The sequence below is a fragment of the Liquorilactobacillus capillatus DSM 19910 genome (assembly GCF_001434915.1).
GTDB lineage: Bacteria > Bacillota > Bacilli > Lactobacillales > Lactobacillaceae > Liquorilactobacillus > Liquorilactobacillus capillatus.
In genome coordinates this window covers 72,441-95,539 of record NZ_AZEF01000061.1, presented here as the reverse complement: position 1 = coordinate 95,539, position 23,099 = coordinate 72,441, and the positions used below count along the sequence as shown (strand labels likewise).

25 protein-coding genes are annotated in these 23,099 nt (G+C 38.7%); 22 read left to right on the top strand and 3 right to left on the bottom strand.

The features are described 5' to 3' along the window. The first annotated feature begins 72 nt into the window (after positions 1-72). From FC81_RS10635 to FC81_RS10620, 4 genes are all read left to right on the top strand, one after another. Positions 73-1,530, top strand: a complete 1,458-nt coding sequence (locus FC81_RS10635; protein ID WP_057746806.1) for an amino acid ABC transporter substrate-binding protein/permease — start codon at positions 73-75, stop codon at positions 1,528-1,530. After that, positions 1,530-2,270: an amino acid ABC transporter ATP-binding protein gene (locus FC81_RS10630; protein WP_057746803.1), complete on the top strand. Its 741-nt coding sequence runs from the start codon at positions 1,530-1,532 to the stop codon at positions 2,268-2,270. Before FC81_RS10635 ends, FC81_RS10630 begins: the two co-directional genes overlap by 1 nt. Before the next feature lie 108 nt (positions 2,271-2,378). Then, positions 2,379-2,645: a hypothetical protein gene (locus tag FC81_RS10625; RefSeq protein WP_057746800.1), complete on the top strand. Its 267-nt coding sequence runs from the start codon at positions 2,379-2,381 to the stop codon at positions 2,643-2,645. Between the two features lie 230 nt (positions 2,646-2,875). Continuing rightward, positions 2,876-4,087 (top strand): MFS transporter, encoded by a 1,212-nt coding sequence (locus FC81_RS10620; RefSeq protein WP_057746797.1) that lies wholly within the window; start codon positions 2,876-2,878, stop codon positions 4,085-4,087. A gap of 122 nt (positions 4,088-4,209) precedes the next feature. On the opposite strand, the gene FC81_RS10615 is transcribed toward FC81_RS10620, so the two are convergent. Next, positions 4,210-4,539 carry a hypothetical protein gene (locus FC81_RS10615; protein WP_057746794.1) on the bottom strand — a complete coding sequence of 110 codons (330 nt, stop codon included), beginning with the start codon at positions 4,537-4,539 and terminating at the stop codon, positions 4,210-4,212. A 99-nt stretch (positions 4,540-4,638) separates the two neighbouring features. On the opposite strand from FC81_RS10615, the gene FC81_RS10610 reads away from it, so the two are divergent. From FC81_RS10610 to manA, 3 genes are read left to right on the top strand one after another with little or no spacing between them, the layout of a single operon-like run. Next, a complete protein-coding gene (locus FC81_RS10610) occupies positions 4,639-5,349 on the top strand; it encodes a histidine phosphatase family protein (RefSeq protein WP_235804685.1) in 711 nt (236 codons plus the stop codon). Continuing rightward, positions 5,342-6,343: a serine hydrolase domain-containing protein gene (locus FC81_RS10605; protein ID WP_057746853.1), complete on the top strand. Its 1,002-nt coding sequence runs from the start codon at positions 5,342-5,344 to the stop codon at positions 6,341-6,343. The genes FC81_RS10610 and FC81_RS10605 overlap by 8 nt, the downstream gene beginning before the upstream one ends. Before the next feature lie 31 nt (positions 6,344-6,374). Then, entirely contained in the window at positions 6,375-7,340 is a 966-nt protein-coding gene (manA, locus tag FC81_RS10600; protein WP_057746788.1) for a mannose-6-phosphate isomerase, class I, read from the top strand. A gap of 134 nt (positions 7,341-7,474) precedes the next feature. On the opposite strand, the gene FC81_RS10595 is transcribed toward manA, so the two are convergent. Together FC81_RS10595 and FC81_RS10590 are read right to left on the bottom strand one after the other, a co-directional pair. Next, positions 7,475-8,179, bottom strand: coding sequence for a type 1 glutamine amidotransferase (locus FC81_RS10595; protein WP_057746784.1), 705 nt, complete (start codon positions 8,177-8,179; stop codon positions 7,475-7,477). A 1-nt stretch (position 8,180) separates the two neighbouring features. Further along, positions 8,181-9,530 carry a Mur ligase family protein gene (locus tag FC81_RS10590; protein ID WP_057746780.1) on the bottom strand — a complete coding sequence of 450 codons (1,350 nt, stop codon included), beginning with the start codon at positions 9,528-9,530 and terminating at the stop codon, positions 8,181-8,183. 232 nt (positions 9,531-9,762) lie between these two features. Here FC81_RS10590 and FC81_RS10585 point away from each other — a divergent pair, with 232 nt between their 5' ends. From FC81_RS10585 to murA, 15 genes are all read left to right on the top strand, one after another. Continuing rightward, entirely contained in the window at positions 9,763-10,332 is a 570-nt protein-coding gene (locus FC81_RS10585; RefSeq protein ID WP_057746777.1) for a thymidine kinase, read from the top strand. An 88-nt stretch (positions 10,333-10,420) separates the two neighbouring features. Then, positions 10,421-11,503 (top strand): peptide chain release factor 1, encoded by a 1,083-nt coding sequence (gene prfA / locus FC81_RS10580; protein WP_057746774.1) that lies wholly within the window; start codon positions 10,421-10,423, stop codon positions 11,501-11,503. Beyond that, entirely contained in the window at positions 11,496-12,365 is an 870-nt protein-coding gene (gene prmC / locus FC81_RS10575) for a peptide chain release factor N(5)-glutamine methyltransferase (RefSeq protein ID WP_057746771.1), read from the top strand. Before prfA ends, prmC begins: the two co-directional genes overlap by 8 nt. Beyond that, the gene (locus FC81_RS10570) at positions 12,366-13,382 is read left to right on the top strand and encodes an L-threonylcarbamoyladenylate synthase (protein WP_057746769.1); all 1,017 of its coding nucleotides are present in this window, start codon (positions 12,366-12,368) and stop codon (positions 13,380-13,382) included. A gap of 66 nt (positions 13,383-13,448) precedes the next feature. After that, complete coding sequence (gene upp / locus FC81_RS10565; RefSeq protein ID WP_057746850.1) at positions 13,449-14,078, top strand: uracil phosphoribosyltransferase; 630 nt, start codon at positions 13,449-13,451, stop codon at positions 14,076-14,078. A 563-nt stretch (positions 14,079-14,641) separates the two neighbouring features. Next, on the top strand, positions 14,642-15,355 hold the full coding sequence (gene atpB, locus FC81_RS10560; protein WP_057746766.1) for a F0F1 ATP synthase subunit A: 714 nt from the start codon (positions 14,642-14,644) through the stop codon (positions 15,353-15,355). A gap of 19 nt (positions 15,356-15,374) precedes the next feature. After that, positions 15,375-15,599, top strand: coding sequence for a F0F1 ATP synthase subunit C (atpE, locus tag FC81_RS10555; RefSeq protein WP_057735614.1), 225 nt, complete (start codon positions 15,375-15,377; stop codon positions 15,597-15,599). Between the two features lie 61 nt (positions 15,600-15,660). Continuing rightward, positions 15,661-16,185 (top strand): F0F1 ATP synthase subunit B, encoded by a 525-nt coding sequence (gene atpF, locus FC81_RS10550; RefSeq protein WP_057746762.1) that lies wholly within the window; start codon positions 15,661-15,663, stop codon positions 16,183-16,185. Further along, on the top strand, positions 16,172-16,714 hold the full coding sequence (gene atpH, locus FC81_RS10545; RefSeq protein WP_057746758.1) for an ATP synthase F1 subunit delta: 543 nt from the start codon (positions 16,172-16,174) through the stop codon (positions 16,712-16,714). The genes atpF and atpH overlap by 14 nt, the downstream gene beginning before the upstream one ends. Before the next feature lie 22 nt (positions 16,715-16,736). After that, positions 16,737-18,248 (top strand): F0F1 ATP synthase subunit alpha, encoded by a 1,512-nt coding sequence (gene atpA / locus FC81_RS10540; protein ID WP_057746756.1) that lies wholly within the window; start codon positions 16,737-16,739, stop codon positions 18,246-18,248. A gap of 19 nt (positions 18,249-18,267) precedes the next feature. Next, a complete protein-coding gene (locus FC81_RS10535; protein WP_057746753.1) occupies positions 18,268-19,215 on the top strand; it encodes a F0F1 ATP synthase subunit gamma in 948 nt (315 codons plus the stop codon). Between the two features lie 22 nt (positions 19,216-19,237). After that, a complete protein-coding gene (gene atpD / locus FC81_RS10530; protein ID WP_057746750.1) occupies positions 19,238-20,641 on the top strand; it encodes a F0F1 ATP synthase subunit beta in 1,404 nt (467 codons plus the stop codon). Between the two features lie 14 nt (positions 20,642-20,655). Continuing rightward, the gene (locus tag FC81_RS10525; protein ID WP_057746747.1) at positions 20,656-21,081 is read left to right on the top strand and encodes a F0F1 ATP synthase subunit epsilon; all 426 of its coding nucleotides are present in this window, start codon (positions 20,656-20,658) and stop codon (positions 21,079-21,081) included. Positions 21,082-21,312: 231 nt separating this feature from the next. Further along, positions 21,313-21,543: a DUF1146 family protein gene (locus FC81_RS10520; RefSeq protein ID WP_057746743.1), complete on the top strand. Its 231-nt coding sequence runs from the start codon at positions 21,313-21,315 to the stop codon at positions 21,541-21,543. An 89-nt stretch (positions 21,544-21,632) separates the two neighbouring features. Further along, positions 21,633-22,937, top strand: coding sequence for a UDP-N-acetylglucosamine 1-carboxyvinyltransferase (gene murA / locus FC81_RS10515; RefSeq protein WP_057746739.1), 1,305 nt, complete (start codon positions 21,633-21,635; stop codon positions 22,935-22,937). The last annotated feature ends 162 nt before the right edge of the window (positions 22,938-23,099 follow it).

The following is a 23,099-nucleotide window of genomic DNA, read 5'->3' as shown; positions in this document are numbered from 1 at the left end:
AATAGTGATGTGCCATTTTGTGACAGAAGTATGATATACTTACCTAAATTAAAAGATATAGGGGAAGATAGAATGAAAAAAATTATTGCTCTGATGAGTTGTGTCTTTGGCTTGTTTGTATTTGTTAATATTTATCATGAACCACAGGTAAATGCCGCAGAGAAGACATATACAATTGGAACTGATGTAACATTTCCCCCATTTGTGTATGCCAATTCTGATAATAAGTACGTTGGGATTGATATGGATTTAATACGTGCAATTGCAAAGAAGGAAGGTTTTAAAGCTGAGATTAAGCCACTTGGTTTTAATGCGGCAGTCCAGTCTTTAAGCTCTGGACAAATCGATGGAGTAATCGCAGGGATGACTATCACCGATGAGCGTCGTCAAAAATTTGATTTTTCGACACCGTATTATAAATCTGGAATTGTTATGGCAGTTGCTCCTAAAGGGGACATTAAGGGGCTCAAAGATCTAAAGGGCAAACGAGTAGCTGTTAAAACAGGGACTGCGGGTGCTACATATGCTAATTCAATCAAGGACCGTTACGGTTTCAAAACAGTAACATTTGATGATTCAGATAATGTATATAACGATGTTAAAAATGGTAATTCAGCTGCCTGTTTTGATGATAGTGCGGTTTTAAATTATGGGGTTAAAACTGGATTAGGGCTTAAGATCGTCACTAAGCCGACTGATATTGGCAGTTATGGTTTTGCTGTTGAGAAAGGTAAGAATAAGGAGTTAATGTCTAAGTTTAACTCGGGTTTGAAAAAGTTAAAAGCAAATGGTGAGTATGCCAAAATTATTGAGAAGTACACCGGTGAATCAGCAACAGCTGCACAGAAAAAAAATAGTACGCAGGCTAATGCTGAAGGTCATACATTCTTTGGACTGATTAAGCAAAATCGCGATTCTATTATTGATGGTATTTTCGAAACAATCAAATTGACGGTGGTTTCAATTATTTGTGCTACAATCTTTGGTGTTTTGATTGGACTATTAGGTGTCTTACCAAGTAAACTTGCACGTGGAACATCAACAACGATTATTTATATTTTCCGTGGTTTGCCATTACTTGTTTTAGCACTGTTTATTTACAATGGGGTTCCAAGTTTAACTGGTTCTAAAGTACCAGCCTTTGTTGCAGGTATTATTACATTGACCTTGAATGAAGGGGCATATACAGCAGCCTTTGTTAAGGGCGGTATTCAAGCTGTTGATACTGGCCAAATGGAAGCTGCACGAAGTTTAGGATTGCCGTTTGGAAAATCAATGCGGAAGGTAATCTTACCACAGGGAATTAAGATTATGATTCCGTCATTTATTAATCAGTTTATCATCACTTTGAAGGATACCTCGATCCTGTCGATTATCGGAATACTTGAATTGACTCAAACTGGTAAGATTATTATCGCACGTAACTTAGAAGGCTTTAAGATTTGGACAATAATTGCTCTGATCTATTTGATTATTATTACTGTGTTAACACTGTTGTCTAAGTGGGTAGAACGGAGGATTAATGATTAATGAAGAATACAAAGGTTAAAGTTACAAATTTAAAAAAGAATTTTGGTAGTAACCATGTTTTAAAAGGGATTGATTTTGAGGTTGCTCAAAATGAAGTAGTTGTGTTGATTGGGCCATCTGGCTCTGGCAAAAGTACGTTATTACGATGTTTGAATAGATTAGAGGATCCGACTTCAGGTAGTGTCGTAATTGATGGAAATGATATCAGCGATTCAAAAACTAATATTGATCAAGCACGCGAAAATATTGGGATGGTTTTCCAGCATTTCAATCTTTTTAATAACTTGACAGTTGGTCAAAATGTTGAACTTGCGCCGGTTGAACTGGGAAAGTTGTCAAAAAGTGAAGCTGTTACAATGGCTAAAAAACTGCTGGATACAGTTGGCTTAGATGATAAGTATGATGCTATGCCGCAATCATTATCAGGTGGTCAAAAACAGCGTGTTGCAATTGCACGTGCACTTGCAATGAATCCTGATATTATGCTGTTTGATGAACCGACTTCTGCACTTGATCCAGAGATGGTTGGTGATGTTCTTGAAGTTATGAAGGACCTTGCGAAAAAGGGAATGACAATGGTAGTTGTAACTCATGAGATGGGCTTTGCTAAAGAAGTGGCTGATCGGGTTGTATTTATGGCCGATGGTAAGGTTATGGAAGAGGGAAAACCGGAAGAAGTTTTCGGTAATCCACAAAACGAACGAACCAAAACATTCTTGCAGAAAGTTATTAATGTTTAATATCCGAATAGTTACAATTATACTAACTTGCATTAGATAATAGTAAGAGTGTAGATTTAGAAAAAAGAGTTGGGCTCGTCTAAGAAAGATTGCAGAGGTGACATTCAAATGTTTAAAGTTGTTTTAGTTATGCATGATGCTACAACGAATGACTATTATCGAATGAATAAGACTTACTTTGAAAGTATGCCAGTTGCAGGGCAGTACATCTATAACTCTGATGGATTAGCCTATCAAGTTGAAGAAGTAGCGGCATTTGCCGGTTATGTCAGCAGCAAGGGTGCAACAACTATCTTAGTTGTTCATCCAGTTAATAAAAATGAACCTGTAAGTAATTTGTACGGTTTGGATATCGAACGTGATCTAGACGATTAATCATTAGATGAACTTGCTTCTTAAAATTAAATAGACTATAAAAAACCAAATTTTGAGTAATTACAGTTAGAAGTAAAAGAACTGCTTGACTTATGATTTGGTTTTTTTGTAGACTAATGTTTTTTTTGTAGTAATATTTAAGAAGTAAGAAAAAAAGTAAGTAAGTTATCTTATTTTTAGAATACTGGTGATATTATTAAGTTGCCGTTTAAAGAGGGGATTGTTTTTGTATGACTAAGAAAGCAGTAGGTGAACGCCAAGCTGTTTGGAGAAAAAGTTTTTTGATTTTATGGCTGGGGTGCTTTATCACAGCGTTAGGCTACTCAATGACGATGCCTTTTATTTCATTATATTTAGATACTTTAGGACATTTTAGCAAATGGGAATTAAACCTGTATTCAGGAATTGCCTTTTCGGTTACATACTTTTCGCAAGCAATTGTTTCCCCTTTTTGGGGTAATTTAGCAGACCGCAAGGGAAGAAAACTGATGTGTTTGCGTGCTTCAGGTGTAATGGCATTCACAATCTTCTTTGTTGGGATGGCTCAAAGTGTACTGATGGTGATCATTCTCCGTTTATTACAAGGTGCTTTTTCGGGTTACATCAATAATGCAACAGCTTTAATGGCAGGTGAAACACCGCACCAAAAAAGTGGTCAGGTCATGGGGAATCTGATGACAGCTAATGTGACAGGAACACTACTTGGTCCGCTTTTCGGAGGAATTATTGCAGGTGTTGTTGGCTATCGAATGACTTTCTTTATTACCGGTATTTTGATGGGGCTCGTTTTCATTTTAACATACTTCAATGTTACCGAACATTTTACACCAATTCCTGCTAAAAAGATTAAACCCATCAGCAGAGTTTTTCATGAGTTAAGTCAACCGCAGCTTATCATTGTTATGTTTATAACAACACTGCTGGTTCAATCATCATTATTATCTATTTCACCGATTATCAGTTTGTTGGTTAGACAATTAATGAATGGGCAAGGTAATTTTTCGTTAATAAGTGGTATTGTAGCGGCGATGCCCGGTTTTGGGACACTGCTACTGGCTTCAAGAATAGGTCATCTTATGGATAAGATTGGTCCAGAGAGAGTCCTTGTGACTGGATTGATGGCAACAGCTATTATTTTTGTACCGATGTTTTTTGTAACAGCACCATGGCAATTAGGTTTACTCCGTTTTTTGTTAGGCCTTTCCAGTGCCGCGATGCTGCCGGCCGTTCAGACGATTTTAACATTGGATGTTCCCAGTGAAGCTTTTGGTCGTGTCTTTAGTTATAACCAATCGTTTCAGGCTGCGGGCGGTGTAGCAGGGCCGATGGTGGGATCGTTGGTCTCAAGTCTTTTCAGCTATGAAGCTGTTTTTCTAGTTACGGCAATATTTATTGCAGTTGATTTATTACTTGTTACACGAGTTATGCGTAAAGCAAGTTAAAGATAAATTAAAAAATAGCGGGTCAGATCAAAAATTACCTTTTGATCTGACTCGCTATTTTTTATCTGGTTTTAACGCCTTCTACAACTTAAAGATTCTAAGGACGCAAGCTTTCAGTTTAATTATTCATATGATATTTCAAGTAGATAACTCTTTTCGTGGGGAATATGAGCAGTAGTGATCCAAACATCCTTAAAAGGAGCAGCAGGATGGTTTGTTTTGGCTTGATAATACTCAAGCAGGTCTCCATGTTGAGCACTAAAATCATCCTGCATCCTATTGACCATCAGCTTGTTATCAGGAAAGTAAATCTCCTGCTCAGAAACCTTAACATTGTCAGGGATACACAAGCGAACTGCGTTATCATACGAAGTGTCCAATAATTTATAATGATCTGGATGACGTTTGAGAAAAGATAATAAATTAAAAATCGAATCAGAATTACTTGCCATAAGATCATTCCTTTATATTTAACTCAAGTTACAGTTTATTTGGTATAATTGTACTATCTAAGAAATGATATGTAAAATTGAGTCGAGAAAGGCTTTATTTTGGCTAAGGAAGTGGGACTAATGGTCGTTCATTTTTATCTGGTAAGGCATGGGCAAACTGAGCTTAACCGGCGGCGCCGTCTACAAGGGGTTACGGACTCACCGCTAACTAAAAAGGGAATTGCGAGGGCTAAAAATTTAGGAAAAGACCTTCAGAATGTAAAATTCACGGCTGCTTATGTCAGTGACCTTAAAAGAACACAGAAAACAGCACAGTATATTTTAGCGCAAAATAAAAACCTTAAACCGGCAATTATTATTACTTCTGGGTTACGTGAACTTAATTTTGGGAGTTATGAAGAGATGAAAAACCGGCGGCTTATTCCGAATGTTTTACGAAAAATCGGTTTACGAAAAATTTTTACAGCCTTTCGACAACAACAGCATGTTGCTGCGGTAACTAACTTATTTAAGATTATGGATACAGCAACACAAATTGAAACTGCCCAACAGCTTGATCAGCGGCTGACACGTACTTTGACTGCAATTGCACATGAATATCATGCTGCACAGGAAGATGTTAATATTTTAGTTGTTACGCATGGAGTAGTGCTCTCTGTTTTCATTGAAGGTTTGAAGGGCGATGTACCATTACTATTATTAAAAAATGCACGTGTTAGTAAAGTTGATTTTAGAAACGGTCTTTTTAGTGTAGTTAGTATTAATCAAAAAAAGTTAGATAATAAGCGAAGTGAGAAAAATGATAAATAAACAAACAGTAAGAATGCTACACCAACTTGTAGAGGAAAAGATTGTTCCCGGTGTCTCGTACGCGATGCTGCATCATGGTAACTTGCAGGCTGAGGTTTTTGGAAAAAGCCAGCTTATTCCGGTTGAAAGAAATTTAAAGCCAGGGTTGCTCTATGATGTGGCCTCCCTCACAAAGGTAATTGGGACAACAACGGTGATTCTTAAGCTGATTGAAGAAGGTAAAATTGGGCTTGATATGCCTGTCCAAGAGTATCTTCCACATTTCTTTGATACACGTGTGACCGTGCGGCATTTACTGACCCATACTTCAGCGATTACCGGTTATATTCAGAATCGTGATTCTCTGACAGCACAACAGTTATTAGATGCATTATATACGTTACATATAGGTGGCTGGTTTGGAAAAAAGGTCGTTTATACTGATATTGGAATGATTTTCTTAGGGTTGATTATTGAGAAAGTATATCAAAAACCAGTTCAAAAAGTAATTACTATGGAAGTCTTACAGCCTCTAAAGATGAATGAAAGTACTTTTACACCTGCTCCTAAAGACTGTGTTCCAACTGAACTATCAGCCAGTCGCGGACTTATTTGTGGACAAGTACATGATCCCAAGGCTAATATAATTGGGGAGCGTTGTGGATCGGCCGGACTTTTTACGTCACTACATGACGTCCTTAAATTTGCGATGTGGATCTTAGAAACCTCTCCGACAAAGAAGGTTTTGCGGGAAGAAACGATCACTGAATTATTCAAAGACCAGACACCTACCGGTCAGTTAGGCCGTTCTCTTGGCTGGGATTTACGGTATAACAAGCAAAATAAAGCATGTCTTTATCATACCGGCTTTACGGGTACGTTTCTCTTGATAGACAAGGTAAGTCAAGATGGGTTGGTAGTGTTAACCAACAGGGTACATCCCAACTCTGCTAATGATATTTTTTTGGCAAAACGTGATCAGATTATCGCACAATATCTCCAAGAAAAGGATTAAGTAACTAAAATATATTTTAGGAGGAACGGCAGTGAAACAACCACTTTTTTTAAGACCATATTTTCAAGAGAAAATGTGGGGCGGACAACGTTTAAAAACTGAATTCGGGTATGATATCCCTAGTGAACATACAGGTGAGTGCTGGGCTATTTCGGTTCATCCCCATGGACCGGCAACCATAACTAATGGTGAATTTAAGGGGCAAACTTTGGATCAGCTCTGGGCTAAGCAACGTGAATTATTTGGTAATGCTCCTGGGGATGTCTTTCCGTTACTGACCAAGATTCTTGATGCAAGTGCTGCATTATCTGTACAAGTTCACCCTGATGATAGTTATGCTTTGGAACATGAACATGAGCTTGGTAAAACGGAATGCTGGTACGTAATTGCGGCCGATAAAGATTCAGAAATGATTTATGGGCACCATGCACAAACAAAAGCTGAATTAGCCGAAATGATTCGTGCAGGGCGTTGGGATGATCTTTTACGGCGCCTTCCAATTAAAGCTGGAGATTTTCTTTATGTGCCAAGCGGGACGATTCATGCTATCGGTAAGGGTGTTATGGTTTTAGAAACTCAACAAAGCAGTGACACGACTTACCGTGTCTATGATTTTGATCGTGTAGATCAAAAAACAGGGCAAAAACGTGCGCTACATATTAAACAGTCGATTGATGTTACCAATGTTCCGCATCTTGATCCACAGCTAGATATAGTTAAAAAGCAGCAAGGTGATGCTTTGATTACAAGATATGTTGCAACAGACTTTTTTAGTGTTTACAAATGGGAGCTCCCATTTGGAGCAGTATCTTTTCAACGACAGGAAGCGCCGTATACTTTAGTTTCAGTTCTTGATGGTAAAGGTGAGATTGAAGTTGCGGGGCAAAAATATTCTTTAGTTAAAGGACAGCATTTTATTTTACCGTTTCCAGTTAAAGAATGGACGATCAGGGGTCAGTTAACGATGATTGCTTCTGAACCTGGGCTCAAAGCATAATTTTTCTAAGATACATTAGGTTTTCAATGCAAATTATAGATATCGTTTAGAAGTGTTAGTTAATAATCAAACTGTAATGCAAAATAATAAAGAGACGCTAGGCCGAGAGTGACCTAACGTCTTTTTATTGAAAATTAATAAGTTGGTTTGATAATAATTTTTTCTTGGGGACTTAGGTCAGCTGTGGGGTATTTCCGCTTTAAGGCCAGTAAAAGTAGCCTCTTAGCAAGTTCGCCATTCCGAGCTAAAATCGGTCCGTGGAAGTAAGAACAAAAGACGTTCTTATAGATAGCACCTTCAGAATCATCTTGACCGTTATTACCATGGCCGCTGATCACTTTACCCAAGGGTCGTTCACCCTTACCAAGGAAAGTAAGACCATTATGATTTTCAAACCCATGATAAGTTTGAGCTGTTTCGGCATTCTTAATAACGATATCACCGATAAAACGGTTATTATCCTGACTCTTGGTGTAGTGAGGTAAAGCGTTGATACCCTCGATCCTTTCACCATCAGCACCAATATAATATTGACCAAGAAGCTGATAACCACCACAAATAGCTAACATGGGGCCGCCATCTTCAATAAAGGTTATTAAATCATCTTTTTTGGCTTGAATGTCTTTCGAAACGATAACTTGTTCATAGTCTTGCCCACCGCCAAAAAAGGCTAAATCATATTTTGCAGGTTCAAAGGGCTGCTTTAAACTGACAATTTCAGAAGTTAGGGTAATATCCATCTTTTTAGCATAGTAGTCGAGGACAAGGACATTGCCGATGTCACCATAAGTGTTCATGAGATCACCATACAAATGAGCTATTTTTAATGTATAAGCCATCTTATTCCATTCCTTCCTTAATATAACCTTGGGCAGCCATTGCTTTTCGTAATTGTAAGACTGCGGTATAAGTTGCTAAAACATAGACATGTTTTGTTGGCATTTTCTTGATTGCTTCAAGAACAGTATTAAGATTCTCACGCTCTTCGAAGTTTTGAGCGGGAACACCGGCAACCTTAAGTCGAAAGGCAATGTCACGGTATCTTTCTCCACCTGCCAGCACGCTAGGAATTCTTTCAAAGGGCAGATTTTCAAAACGTCCATCCCAGATCCAGCTAGTATCGATTCCATCAGCATAGTTAGCGTTAAGTAAAACGGCAAGTGAAAAAGGATCATTATCTGTTTTTAGCATACTTAAGACTTGATCGAGGCCAACCGGATTCTTAACTAGGATCAGCGTAACTTCCTTATCCTGGATGTTAATCACTTCTTGACGCCCGAAGACCTTTTCATCTTCACTATTCAAAGCTTGCATGATTAGATTAGTATCAATATCAAAATGGCGCCCTACGCTGTAGGCGGCTAAAGCGTTGTAGATATTATAGGTACCACCAATATGCAATTTCACAGGTTGCCCATCGATTTCAAAAGTTGATGTCGTTGGTGTCTGGGCATTAACCGCGGTCACTTGATGTGTTAGTGCGGGACGCTTAAAATCACAGTTAGGGCAATAATATTTACCTAGGTTACTGTAAGTTAATTGGTAATAATGCAGGATACTTTGACAATTTGGGCATAGAAGACCATCTGTATTAGGCGCGGCCATCTGTTCGCGGTCTTCAGTAGCATTAAAGCCATAGTAAATAGTTGGATTAGGTAATTTCTTGCTATTAAAGATCGGTGCATCACCATTAGCAATGATAGTCGCTTGGGGTGCCATGCGGATACCATCTAGTATTTTAGCGTAAGTTGTATATATTTCACCGTAACGGTCCATTTGATCTCTAAAAATATTAGTGAGGACAAAGGCACTTGGTTTAACGTACCGTGTGATTAAGGCAACATTCGCTTCATCAGTTTCTAAGATCGCGAGATATCTTCCAGATTTTGTTCGTTGTGCAGTTAAAAAGGCGGTGACGATTCCTTGTTTCATGTTAGAACCGCTGGGGTTGGTTAGGACGTTATCATAGTTAGTTCGTAAAACCTTAACAGTTAAGGCTGTTGTCAAGGTTTTACCGTTTGTTCCTGTAATAATAACTACTTCATAGTTGCGGGATAAAGTTTGTAAAACCTCAGGATCAAGTGCAAGGGTTATTTTACCAGGTAATGCTGTTCCTCCATGTAGAAAGTTATGCAAGAACCAGTACGATGCACGACCAGCTGCAATTGCGACTGAGCTTTTAAACGACATGCTTTTTCCTCCATTTTAAAGCGATGCAAAGATTTTTTTAAAGATCGCTTTATTTGATAATATCATTTTGTATCATATCATAAATACTGAGGAGTGTATGTTTTTTACAACCTTTTCCGCTGAAAATTAAGAATTTTTGGAGTAATTATTTTTATTTTCAGCTCTGTGTAGTGAAATTTTGCTGAAAATCATATATACTTATTGGGAAAGTCTTAATTTGGAGTGAGTTGTTTTGGCGCAATTATTTTTTCGTTACGGAGCAATGAACAGCGGTAAAAGTATTGAGATACTTAAAGTTGCGCATAATTATGAGGAGCAGCATAAAAGTGTCGTTATAATGACAAGTGCTGTTGATAAACGTGAACAGGTCGGTTATATTGCAAGTCGGATCGGTTTAAAGCGGAGAGCTGTTCCAATCTACGAGACGACAAATATTTACCAAGAGGTTATTAAGCGTAATCCGCAAAGTGCTTGCGTTCTTGTTGATGAGGCACAGTTTTTGAGCCAACATCATATAATCGAATTAGCAGAAATCGTTGATGAACTTAAGATTCCAGTGATGGCCTTTGGTTTGAAAAATGATTTTCGCAATGAATTATTTGAAGGTTCGAAGTATCTTTTGCTATATGCAGATAAGATAGAAGAAATGAAAACGATCTGCTGGTTCTGCCAGAAGAAAGCCATTATGAACTTACGTTTTAATAACGGAAAACCAGTTTATGAAGGTGAGCAAATAATGGTTGGCGGCAATGAAGCATATTATCCGGTGTGCCGTCGTCATTATCTGCACCCACCGCTGTAACTTCAAGAGGAACAATAATAATAGCTACTTTACCGGATTCTTATTTTGTTTAATAGAAGAATTCATTTTTAGATGGAGGAAATTACTAATGAATGATTTGTTTGACAGATTACAGACACTTAAAGATCGTTATGAGGAACTGGGTGGTCTGCTGTCTGATCCAGATGTCATTTCTGATACTAGACGTTTTACTAGCTTATCAAAAGAAATGGCTGACTTACGCGAAACGGTTGAAAAATATGACCAGTATAAAAAAGTTACCGACTTAATTAAGGAAGACGAAGAGTTGCTTGGGGAAAAGCTCGACGATGAGATGGCTGCGATGGCTAAAGAAGAACTAGCTGAGGCCAAGACTGAACGCGAAAAGCTTGAAGAGGAGATCAAGGTATTGTTGCTTCCTAAAGATCCTAATGATGGTAAAAACATTATTATGGAAATTCGTGGAGCCGCAGGCGGTGATGAAGCTAGTTTATTTGCGAGTGATCTTTTCAGTATGTATGCTAAGTACGCTGAAAAGCAGAAATGGTCGATAGAAGTTTTAGATAAAAATGTGACTGAAGTCGGTGGGTTTAAGGAGATTGCCTTGCTCATTAACGGAAATAGTGTTTATTCAAAGCTAAAGTATGAAAGCGGGGCACATCGTGTTCAGCGTGTCCCAGTTACAGAATCAGCTGGACGAGTACATACATCGACGGCTACAGTTGTGGTTATGCCTGAAGAAGAAGATGTTGAGATCGAAATTGATCCGAAAGATATCCGAGTAGATGTTTACCGTTCGTCTGGTGCCGGTGGACAACATATTAATAAAACATCATCAGCTGTTCGAATGACTCATTTACCGACAGGAATCGTAGTTGCGATGCAGGATCAACGTTCACAACAACAAAACCGTGAAAAGGCAATGAAAATTTTGAAAGCACGTGTTTATGATTATTATTCATCAAAGGAACAGAGTGAATATGATAAGAATCGTAAGTCGGCTGTTGGAACGGGAGACCGCTCAGAACGCATTAGAACTTATAACTATCCACAAAATCGAGTTACGGATCATCGAATAGGTCTAACTCTGAATAAGTTGGATCGAATTATGAACGGGGAACTTGAAGAAGTGATTGACGCGTTAATACTTTATGATCAAACACAAGCATTGGAGAACTTACAAAATGAGTAGTTTGACCTATTTTGAGGCCCAAAAATGGGCTTTTTCTTTTGGGGCTAAGTTTAAGGTTGAAGAAAGTACGGTTAATTTGTTGCTGCTGGGGATCAAAGACTGGAATTTAACTGATCTATTATTAAATTATCGTGAGCAGATGCCATCAGTTGAGTTTGAAAAGTTTAAAGGGATGGTAGAAAAGGTGGCACAAGGTTGGCCCCCGCAATACCTGTTAGGTGAGGCTGTTTTCTTGGGTCGAAAATTTAAGGTGACAGAAGATACTTTGATTCCAAGGCAGGAAACAGAAGAGTTAGTTGACTGGATTTTAGCTGATTTCGAAGATACTACGTCACAATTAAAGTTGGTTGATATTGGTACTGGGACAGGGATCATTGGCCTTTCAGTGCAGCTTGCTCGGCCTGCATGGAATGTAACTTTAACTGATATTTCTCCAGCAGCTTTAACGGTTGCACAAGCTAATGCACGGCGATATAAGCTTATCGTGAAGACTATCTGCAGTGATTTATTTAGTGCATTAAAGGGAGAGAAGTATGACATTATCGTTTCTAATCCACCGTATATTGCTACAGCAGAAAAAGATTTAATGGATCGAAGTGTACTTGAACATGAACCGCAGCTCGCTCTTTTCGCTGCAGACAAAGGTTTGCTTATGTACCAACGAATTGCCGCTGAAATCCAGGCTTATTTAAGTAAAAAAGCTGTACTGTATTTAGAAATTGGTTTCCAGCAAGGGCAAGCCGTCAAAGCAATTTTTGAAAAAGCTTTTCCAGCCGCGACCGTTTCTTTGAGAACTGATATGGCAGGACATGATAGGATGCTTAGAGTTATTTTTAATAACATTGATAGAGAGGTAAAATAAATGTTGATTACAAAAATCTATAAGGCGGATGAGATACAAGCAGCAGCTGCTGAATTGAAAAAGGGAGAATTAATAGCTTTCCCAACTGAAACAGTTTATGGTTTAGGCGCAGATGCAACTAATGAACAGGCGGTTAAAAGGGTTTATCTAGCTAAAGGACGTCCGTCTGATAATCCGCTGATCGTTACCGTTTCTTCGCTTGAAATGGTGAAAAAGTATGTTGTTGATCTTAATGAGGATGCACAAAAACTAATTAAACATTTTTGGCCAGGACCGTTGACCTTGATTTTTAAAATCAAGCCGGGGTCATTATCTAAGGCTGTAACTGGTGGACTTGAAACAGCGGCGTTTCGGATGCCTGCAAATCGAGTTACGCGTGAATTGATTACGCGTGTAGGTGTTCCGCTGGTGGGGCCTTCAGCTAACACATCCGGCAAACCCAGCCCGACAACAGCGGCACATGTTTTCCATGACCTAGAAGGTCGAATAGCTGGCATAGTTGATGATGGACCAACAACAGTCGGAGTAGAGTCTACTATCTTAGACATGTCAGTTACGACACCAGTTGTGCTACGTCCAGGAGCTGTGTTAGGTGAAGAGCTTGAACGATTTCTTGCTAAAAAGGTAGTCTTTGATCGGCATAAGGTTGCAGCTGAGGAAACACCGAAGGCACCCGGGATGAAATATAAACATTATGCCCCTGCAGCACAGGTCTTAATCGTTAAGGAAGCTGATTGGTCTGCAGCTCTAGCGTGGGCTAAAAAACAACATGAAGAAGTTGGTGTGATGGCCTTAAACGAAAACTTGCAAAGCGAAAAACCAGTCAACTGTCTTGTCTATGATTTAGGAAAAGACATCTATACTGCGAGTCAACATCTTTTTGCCGGGCTGCGGTATTTTGATAATAAGAAGCAAATCCATTATATTTTAGCGGCAGCTTTTCCAGAAGAAGGTTTGGGTGCAGCTTATATGAACAGGTTACGCAAGGCAGCTGGCAACCAATTTTTTAAAAACTAAAAATTGCGCTAGCAAAAAAGGCCATTATCAGCTAGAATATACTAGGAAGAAAAAGGAGTGGCTAAATTGGGAAAGTTTGAAGTATTGGATCACCCACTGATACAACATAAGTTAACGATTATTCGGAACGAAGATTGCGGAACCAGAGAATTCAGACAGGTCGTTAATGAAATTGCAGAATTAATGGCTTATGAGGTCTCACGTGATATGCCTTTAGAAGACTACGAAGTTAAGACACCAATTACGACGACTGTTAAGAAACGTCTTGCAGGTAAAAAAGTAGTAATTGTACCTATTCTTCGTGCTGGTTTGGGAATGGTCGATGGAATCCTTGAACTGATTCCGGCAGCTAAGGTTGGTCATGTTGGAATGTATCGTGATGAAAAGACTTTGAAACCAACAGAGTATTTTGTCAAAATGCCAGATAATCTTGCTAGTCGGGATATCTTCATTGTAGATCCGATGTTAGCAACAGGCGGTTCAGCTATTATGGCTGTAGATGCACTTAAAAAGCGTGGGGCAATCAATATTAAGTTCGTTTGTTTAGTTGCTGCTCCTGAAGGTGTGAAAGCATTACGGGATGCACATCCTGATATTGATGTTTTTGCAGCTGCTTTAGATGAACGTTTAGATGAGAATGGCTATATTGTTCCTGGACTTGGTGATGCTGGTGATCGTCTTTTCGGAACAAAATAATAATCATTAAACGGCAGATATTTTAAAACTTGAGCTTAGCAACGTCTTTAGTGGGGGAGTTAAAGGATAATTCTTTTAATTGTGCAATTATGATGGTGTAGAGGCTTAATTTTTGAAACGAATAAGTTTAATTGATGACAAGGGACTGGGTTAAATGACCCGGTCCTTTTGTGTTGCATCAACGTGTTGGTCGGTCTTTTTTTGATTTATTATTAATTAGCAGTCACTGACTATTGCTTGCGAGATATAAATTAGCGTAAATATTCAAGGTCGTTGGCAGTTGTTAGCGTTATTTGTTTTATCTTAACTGATAATATTTGCACAAAAATATGGAAAATAATGAAAATTGTTTTTTGACAAAATATTATTATTGGCTAATTAATCCGCTTAAATCGGTATGGGAGACGCTTTCCTGGACTTTCAATATCGCTTTGTGTTTTTTGTAAAATGGTGGTATGATTTCTTGTGTATTCAAAGAGCTATTTTCTTTGAAACCTTTTGTACCATGCTTTTTCCCATAATTGTTGGGTCGTACATCCAACCGTGAAAAGAGGTGAGACTTGGTGAATGAAGGAGCTTATGTTCAGAAGCTTTTTGGTATTCCCTTTAACCTTAGTAACGATATTCCAGGATTAATAGCGGCAGTGATTGTCTTTTTTTTATTGTTTTGGTTGTCTAGAAGTATTCAATTGAGACCAACTAAAAGGCAAAACATTATTGAATGGATAATTGATTTTACTAATGGAATTATTAAGGGCGTAATGCCGGATGAAGAAGGCAAAAAATTCGGACTATTGGCATTTACTTTGTTTGTGTTCATATTCATATCTAACCAATTAGGTTTGATGGCGCAGTTGACCGCAAATGGAACGAGCTATATTTCAAGCCCGACATCAAATGCCATGACGACGTTGTCGCTTGCGTTTATGGTTCTTATGCTTGCACACTTCCTCGGTGTAAAGAAATTTGGGTTCAAGGGGTATTTTAAGAATACTTATTTAAGCCCCATTCCATTTTTGTTGCCACTGAGCGTGCTTGAAGAATTTACGAATTTTTTGACGTTAGCTCTTCGTTTGTACGGGAATATTTATTCCGGTGAAGTTTTATTGAAGTTGATCTACAAGTTTGCAACTTCTTTTGGTGTTGCATCATTTATTCCAGCGATACCGCTAGAATTAATCTGGCAGGGATTCTCTGTCTTTATTGGAAGCATCCAAGCCTACGTCTTTGTTACATTGACAATGGTTTATATTTCTCAAAAAGTTGAAAAAGAGTAAACAAGGAGGATTTCTAATTATGAGTTCATTAGCTTTAATTGGTGCAGGTTTAGCTGCAGCTGGTGCTGCTATTGGTGGTGCTATTGGTAACGGTCTTGTTATTTCGAAGATGTTGGAAGGTATGGCACGTCAGCCAGAATTATCAGGTCAATTACGGACAAATATGTTCATTGGTGTTGGTTTGGTTGAAGCTGTTCCTATCATTTCGATTGTTATTTCATTCTTATTGTTGGCACAAGGCTAATAATTCTTTTGTCAATATTTAGCTGTTTTTAGTGTTGACAGTATAGAGGAGGTGTCAATAGATGAGTTCAACATTTTTATTAGGTGCTGCAAACGGGGTTCAATGGGGCGATACGATTTTTTACCTTGTCCTATTTATAGTCTTGATGGCATTGTTGAAGCATTTTGCATGGGGACCAGTTAGCGAAATGATGGAAAAACGTGCTGATAAAATTTCTGGTGATCTTGATTCTGCAGAAGAAGCACGTAAAAAAGCAGAAGACTTAGCTGCACAACGTCAGACAGCCTTGAAGGATTCTCATTCAGAAGCTTCTAAGATAATTGATCGGGCAAAGAAGAATGGTGAACAGCAGAAAGTTACGATCGTTAGTGATGCACAGGAAAAAGCGCAGACGCTGAAGATGAATGCTAAGGAAGATATTTCACGTGAACGTCAAGACGCTTTAGACAGTGTAAAAAATGATGTTGCAGAATTATCTATTGAAATTGCTTCGAAAATCATTCGCAAGGATTTGAACGCAGATGATCAGAAGGCCTTAATTGATACTTATATCGAAGGGTTGGGGAAGCAAAATGAAGCTAAGTAGAGAAATGGTTGCACACCGTTATGGACAAGCTTTGTTTGACTTAGCGGAAGAGCAAGATCTTCGGCAGCCTTTATTAGAGGAACTGACCGAATTAAAAAAGGTCTTTGCAGATCAGCCAGAGCTAGGTGTATTTTTGACAAGCAAACAAATTTCGTTTGCGGCTAAGTCGAAGATGCTGCAGTTTTTAATAGATAAAGCGTCGCAAACAGTGGCCAATCTTCTAAGAATGACTTTTGACTACGGACGTCTTTGCACACTGGATGCAATTATTAATGAGTATATTAGATTGAACGATGAATTTGAAAAGACAGTTCGAGCTTCTGTTATCACTGCCATCAAGTTAGAAGATGCTCAAAAAGAAAGACTTGCATCTTCATTTGCAGGCGTCGTTGGTGCTAAAAAAGTTTATCTTGATGAAAAGATCGATCCTGACATTATCGGCGGGGTCATCCTTAAATCGAATAGTTATATTTATGACGGTTCAATCAGGACAAAGATTGCACATATTAAACGTCTGTTATTGAAATGAATTATAAAGAGGTGAAACTTCTATGAGCATTAAGGCTGAGGAAATCAGTGCTCTAATTAAGCAACAATTAGCGAATTATCAAGACGAGCTCAGTGTGGATGAGGTAGGAACTGTTACCTATGTTGGTGATGGAATCGCTCGTGCCAATGGACTCGATAACGCCTTAGCTGGTGAATTGTTAGAATTTGATGATGGCACATATGGGATGGCTCAAAACTTGGAGTCAAATGATGTTGGTATTGTTATTCTAGGTTCATTCAAGGGAATTCGTGAAGGCGATAGTGTTAAACGTACAGGCCGTATTATGGAAGTTCCAGTTGGTGAAGCTCTGATTGGAAGAGTTGTTAATCCTTTGGGACAAGCTATTGACGGACTGGGTGAGATGAAAACTACCAAAACACGTCCAGTTGAAAAGAAAGCTCCTGGTGTTATGGAACGGCAATCGGTTAAAGAACCTCTTCAAACGGGTTTAAAAGCGATCGATGCTTTAGTTCCAATCGGACGTGGTCAACGTGAATTAGTTATCGGTGACCGTAAAACGGGTAAGACCTCAGTTGCGATCGATACTATCATTAATCAGAAAAATGAAAATATGATTTGTGTCTATGTCGCGATTGGTCAAAAGGAATCAACTGTTCGTGCACAGGTTGAAACATTACGCAAGTACGGCGCGATGGACTATACGATCGTTGTTTCTGCTGGTCCTTCATCTCCTGCACCATTACTTTGGTTAGCTCCTTATGCTGGTGCTGCAATGGGTGAAGAATTTATGTATAATGGTAAGCATGTTTTGATCGTGTATGATGATCTGTCAAAACAAGCAGATGCTTATCGTGAACTTTCCTTGATTCTGAGACGTCCACCTGGTCGTGAAGCTTATCCTGGTGATGTCTTCTACTTACATTCACGTTTATTGGAACGTGCTGCTAAGTTAAGTGATAAGTTAGGTGGAGGTTCAATGACTGCTTTGCCGTTTATTGAAACTAAGGCCGGCGATGTTTCAGCATATATTCCAACTAATGTTATTTCGATCACCGATGGACAAATCTTCTTAGACAGTGATAACTTCTATTCTGGAGTTCGTCCTGCGATCGATGCCGGAACATCTGTTTCACGTGTTGGTGGTTCTGCGCAGATCAAGGCTATGAAGAAAGTTTCAGGAACGTTACGTCTTGATCTTGCTTCTTACCGTGAACTTGAATCATTTGCACAGTTTGGTTCTGATCTTGATGAAGCAACTCAAGCTAAGCTAAACCGTGGACGCCGCACAGTTGAAGTCTTGAAGCAGCCGTTGCATAAACCACTAGTTGTTGAAAAACAAGTTTTGGTTCTCTATGCTTTGACACATGGCTTCTTAGATGTAGTTCCTGTGGACGATATTGCACGTTACCAGGAAGAATTGTTTGCTTTCTTTGATAATAACAATAAAGATTTGTTGGATGCTATTAAAGAAACAGGTCAATTACCTGAGACAGCTAAACTTGATTCTGCTCTTAAAGATTTTGCCGAATCTTTTCAAGCAACCGCAAAATAAGAAAGGTTGGTGAGAGTTAATGGGGGCTTCTTTACAAGAAGTTAAGCGACGGATCGTTTCTACTAAAAAGACAGAGCAGATCACTGGTGCGATGCAGATGGTTTCAACTGCTAAGCTGAGCCAGATTCAACGTCATACAACCAGTTATCAAGTCTATGCAGATAAGATACGTAGTGTTATTACTCATTTGGCACAAACACATCTTTTAGATGGAAAAGTAGTCAGTGACTCGGCCAGCACACCTAAAAAAGGCAAAGATCAAGTTAGCGGGTTTAATATGTTGACAAAAAGGCCTGTTAAACACACAGGGATAATTGTTATCACATCTGACCGCGGTCTTGTTGGAAGTTACAATAGTAATGTAATCAAACAAACAATGGAATTGATAAAGAATGCGGGTCACACAACTGATGACATTGTTATCATTGCTTTAGGTGGAACTGGTGCTGATTTCTTTAAAAAGCGCGGTTATAAAATTGCTTTTGAATATCGTGGTATTACTGATATACCTAAGTTTAGAAATACGCAGCAGTTAGTTAGAAAAATTGTTGGAATGTATGATGAGGAAGTTTATGATGAATTATTTGTTTGTTATAACCACTTTGTTAATACATTGACTTCTGAGTTTCGGGCTGAACAAATGCTTCCGATTTCAGCGATTAATATCGGAGATAATGATTTAGCTCAAAAATCAGATGAAGGATACGCACCAGCGTACGAGATGGAACCTTCACAAGATGCAATTCTAGAAGTAGTGTTGCCGCAATATGCAGAAAGCTTGGTTTATGGAGCAATCTTAGATGCTAAAACATCCGAACATGCTTCTAGCTCAACTGCAATGAAATCAGCAACAGATAACGCGAAGGATATTATTTCTTCACTAGAATTACAGTTTAATCGTGCACGTCAAAGTGCTATCACAACAGAAATTACAGAGATTACAGGTGCACAAGCTGCCCTAGATTAGGATGACAGGAGGAATTAACAAGATGAGTTCTGGTAAAGTAGTCCAAGTTATCGGACCTGTTATTGATGTTCAATTTCCTCTTAGTGAATCTTTACCCGACATTAATAATGCACTTCATGTAGAGCGCGAAGACGGCTCAAAGCTAGTTATTGAAGTTGCACTTGAATTAGGTGATGGTGTTATGCGCACGATCGCCATGGACTCGACGGATGGTATCAAACGTGGAGCCAAGGTCGAGGATACAGGTTCTTCAATTAGTGTTCCTGTTGGTAAAGATACATTAGGAAGAGTGTTTAATGTTTTAGGTAACACCATTGATAATGGTCCGGAATTTGATAAGAATGCCCGTCGCGATCCAATTCATCGTGATGTTCCAGCATATGATCAATTAAATACTGGGGTTGAAATCCTTGAAACAGGTATTAAAGTTATTGATCTTCTTGCACCTTATGTTAGAGGTGGAAAGATTGGACTCTTTGGTGGTGCCGGTGTTGGGAAGACCGTTTTGATTCAAGAGTTGATCCATAATATTGCTCAAGAACATAATGGTATTTCAGTTTTCACTGGTGTTGGAGAACGGACACGTGAAGGAAATGATCTTTACTTCGAAATGAAAGACTCTGGTGTTCTTGAGAAGACTGCCATGGTGTTTGGTCAGATGAACGAGCCACCTGGTGCACGTATGCGTGTTGCTTTGACTGGATTGACAATTGCTGAATACTTCCGTGATGTTGAGGGACAAGATGTCTTATTATTTATTGATAACATTTTCCGCTTCACGCAAGCTGGTTCAGAAGTTTCAGCCTTACTTGGTCGTATTCCGTCAGCTGTTGGTTATCAACCAACATTAGCAACTGAAATGGGTCAACTGCAAGAACGTATTACTTCAACGAAAAAAGGTTCAGTTACATCTATTCAGGCTGTCTATGTACCTGCGGATGATTATACTGACCCAGCTCCAGCAACGACTTTTGCCCATTTGGATGCTACGACTAACCTAGAACGTAGTTTAACACAGCAAGGTATCTATCCTGCTGTTGATCCATTGGCATCAACTTCAAGTGCACTTGAACCTGAAACTGTTGGTGAAGAACACTATGAAGTTGCTGTTGAGGTTCAACATGTTTTGCAAAGGTACCGTGAATTGCAAGATATCATCTCTATTTTAGGGATGGACGAACTTTCTGATGAAGAAAAAGTAATTGTTTCACGTGCGCGTCGTATTCAATTCTTCTTATCACAGAACTTCTCAGTTGCTGAACAATTTACAGGTGTCCCTGGGTCATATGTGCCAGTCGAAGAAACAGTCAAGGGTTTCAAAGACATTTTAGACGGTAAATATGATGATCTTCCAGAAGATGCTTTCCGTTCAGTTGGACGTATTGAAGAAGTAGTTGAAAAGGCTAAGAAAATGGCTAGTAAATAAGGAGGTAACGTTTAATGGCTGAGCAATCTGTTTTGACAGTTAATATTGTTACTCCTGATGGTAGTGTCTATGAAGGACAGACTACAATGGCTATTTTTAAGACAACTATTGGTGAGATCGGTGTTTTACCGAATCACATTCCTTTGCTTGCATCTCTTCAAATCGATGAAGTTCGGATGAAGGTTGAAGGAACTGAGGATAAATTTGAGGAAATTGCCGTTAGTGGTGGTTTTGTTGAGTTTTCTAATAATACTGCGACAGTTGTTGCTAATAGTGCTGAACGTAAAGAGAATATTGACTCTGAGCGTGCCGAACGTGCTCGTAAACGTGCTGAAGAAAAATTAGTACGTGCAAAACAAGAACATGATACAGATACATTGCGTCGTGCAGAGGTTTCGCTACGGCGGGCAGTTAATCGGTTAAACATCTCAAAACATTAAGTACTACTTAATTGGATTGGATAAATATTTTGAAAAAAGCTAAGACATAGTTTGCCTATGCCTTAGCTTTTTTTGTATTGGAGTACTTAAAGGGGTATTTTTAGGAACTTTTTTGTAAGATATACTGTTAAATGGAAAAATAATTAAAATATTACAAATTAGTTACATTTTTAGAGACGGGTGATTTTTTTTATGCTATCATTAGTCTGAAAGAAATAAGGGGTTGTTTTAATGAAGTATTATGGCTTTTTAGCTTTGTTAACATTAGTGAGTCACTTCGTTTTTATTACTTTAGCGTTTGTTAGTTTGCAGACTTTACGTCTCGATCGGTGGGTAACTCCGAGTCGGCAAAAATATTTTAATATTTTGTTAGTAATGCTCGCAATTACAATCGGCTATACTTGCAGCTCTTTCTTCCTCAGCTTTGTTGATAATGTCCGTAATCTTACATATTTGCTTTAGCTTTGATCGAGCATATGTTTCGTAATTGTTTTTTATTATCGTGAAATTAATTAGTTGTCGAATAATAAGACATTTTTGGAGGAATTGTATTGGAAAAAATTATCGTGCGCGGTGGGAAACCATTAAAAGGTGAAGTTAGAATTGAAGGAGCCAAAAATGCAGTTCTACCTATTTTGGCAGCTGGGTTATTAGCGAGTGAAGGGCAAACTTATTTAGAGAATGTTCCAGATTTGTCAGATGTTCATATGATGAATAATATGCTCCGTTTTTTAAACGTTAAAGTTGCGATGGATAAAGAGAAGAAAACTGTTTCTTTAGATGCAACAGCTCAACCTTCGTATGAAGCACCATTTAAATATGTCTCCAAGATGCGGGCCTCAATCGTTGTTTTTGGCCCTCTTTTAGCGAGATTAAAGCATGCTAAGGTTGCAATGCCTGGTGGGTGTGCTATTGGCTCACGACCGATTGATCTACATTTAAAGGGCTTGGCTGCAATGGGCGCACAGGTTGAACAGCATGATGGTTATATTGAGGCTTTCACGACTGGCCTGGTGGGAGCAAATATCTACCTTGATTTTCCGAGTGTTGGTGCAACACAAAATATTATGATGGCAGCGACACTAGCTAAAGGAACAACTATCATTGAGAATGTTGCACGTGAACCTGAAATCGTTGATCTAGCTAACTTCCTTAACCGAATGGGTGCCAAAGTTACTGGTGCGGGAACAGAAACGATTAAGATTGTTGGGGTTAAGAGCTTGCATGGTGTACAACATACGATTATTCAAGATCGGATTGAAGCAGGCACTTTCATGGTAGCTGCAGCTGTAACCAGAGGAAATGTGTTGATCAAAAATGCTATTGCAGAACATAATAAACCACTTATCTCAAAACTAGAAGAGATGGGTGTAACAGTTATTGAATGTGATGAAGGAATTCGAATTATTGGAACAGATAAATTAAAGCCTGTTTCAGTGAAAACATTGCCGCATCCCGGTTTTCCAACTGATATGCAGCCGCAGCTTTCAGTGTTGCAATTAATGGCAGTAGGGACAAGTATATTAACAGAAACCGTTTTTGAAAACCGTTTTATGCACCTCGAAGAGTTGCGTCGTATGAATGCTAAGTTCAATGTTGAAGGTAATTCAGTTGCATTGCAGGGACCAACAGATTTTCATGGCGCAGAGGTCGAAGCAACTGACCTCCGAGCAGCTGCCGCATTGATTTTGGCCGGCTTAGTCGCAAAAGGTTACACACAAGTTTCCCAACTGAAATACTTAGATCGTGGCTACTATAATTTCCACCAGAAATTAGCTGGTTTGGGTGCTGAGATAAAACGAATCGATGATGAAAGTTGTGAAGCTTATCAAGTGTATAAAAACAGTCATGTTTAAAGTAATCACTGCCTAATTACTACTCAGTATCAGCTATACTAATCTTAATTTTTTATATTGTTTAGTCTCGACAGCTGATTGTGTATTTTTGTGCAAGTTGATTTGTGCTATAATGGTAATGATTTTTTGCATATAATCTATGCTAGTGCTAAATGATTGTGC

Bases quoted from the DNA above. Each gene is read 5' to 3' on its own strand.
- FC81_RS10620 (WP_057746797.1), top strand. From the start codon at position 2,876: ATGACTAAGAAAGCAGTAGGTGAACGCCAAGCTGTTTGGAGAAAAAGT.
- FC81_RS10590 (WP_057746780.1), bottom strand. From the start codon at position 9,530: ATGTCGTTTAAAAGCTCAGTCGCAATTGCAGCTGGTCGTGCATCGTAC.
- FC81_RS10520 (WP_057746743.1), top strand. From the start codon at position 21,313: ATGAAGTATTATGGCTTTTTAGCTTTGTTAACATTAGTGAGTCACTTC.
- atpE (WP_057735614.1), top strand. From the start codon at position 15,375: ATGAGTTCATTAGCTTTAATTGGTGCAGGTTTAGCTGCAGCTGGTGCT.
- FC81_RS10535 (WP_057746753.1), top strand. From the start codon at position 18,268: ATGGGGGCTTCTTTACAAGAAGTTAAGCGACGGATCGTTTCTACTAAA.
- FC81_RS10630 (WP_057746803.1), top strand. From the start codon at position 1,530: ATGAAGAATACAAAGGTTAAAGTTACAAATTTAAAAAAGAATTTTGGT.
- prfA (WP_057746774.1), top strand. From the start codon at position 10,421: ATGAATGATTTGTTTGACAGATTACAGACACTTAAAGATCGTTATGAG.
- FC81_RS10570 (WP_057746769.1), top strand. From the start codon at position 12,366: ATGTTGATTACAAAAATCTATAAGGCGGATGAGATACAAGCAGCAGCT.
- FC81_RS10595 (WP_057746784.1), bottom strand. From the start codon at position 8,179: ATGGCTTATACATTAAAAATAGCTCATTTGTATGGTGATCTCATGAAC.
- FC81_RS10525 (WP_057746747.1), top strand. From the start codon at position 20,656: ATGGCTGAGCAATCTGTTTTGACAGTTAATATTGTTACTCCTGATGGT.
- atpF (WP_057746762.1), top strand. From the start codon at position 15,661: ATGAGTTCAACATTTTTATTAGGTGCTGCAAACGGGGTTCAATGGGGC.
- prmC (WP_057746771.1), top strand. From the start codon at position 11,496: ATGAGTAGTTTGACCTATTTTGAGGCCCAAAAATGGGCTTTTTCTTTT.
- FC81_RS10615 (WP_057746794.1), bottom strand. From the start codon at position 4,539: ATGGCAAGTAATTCTGATTCGATTTTTAATTTATTATCTTTTCTCAAA.
- atpH (WP_057746758.1), top strand. From the start codon at position 16,172: ATGAAGCTAAGTAGAGAAATGGTTGCACACCGTTATGGACAAGCTTTG.
- atpD (WP_057746750.1), top strand. From the start codon at position 19,238: ATGAGTTCTGGTAAAGTAGTCCAAGTTATCGGACCTGTTATTGATGTT.
- atpA (WP_057746756.1), top strand. From the start codon at position 16,737: ATGAGCATTAAGGCTGAGGAAATCAGTGCTCTAATTAAGCAACAATTA.
- FC81_RS10625 (WP_057746800.1), top strand. From the start codon at position 2,379: ATGTTTAAAGTTGTTTTAGTTATGCATGATGCTACAACGAATGACTAT.
- FC81_RS10635 (WP_057746806.1), top strand. From the start codon at position 73: ATGAAAAAAATTATTGCTCTGATGAGTTGTGTCTTTGGCTTGTTTGTA.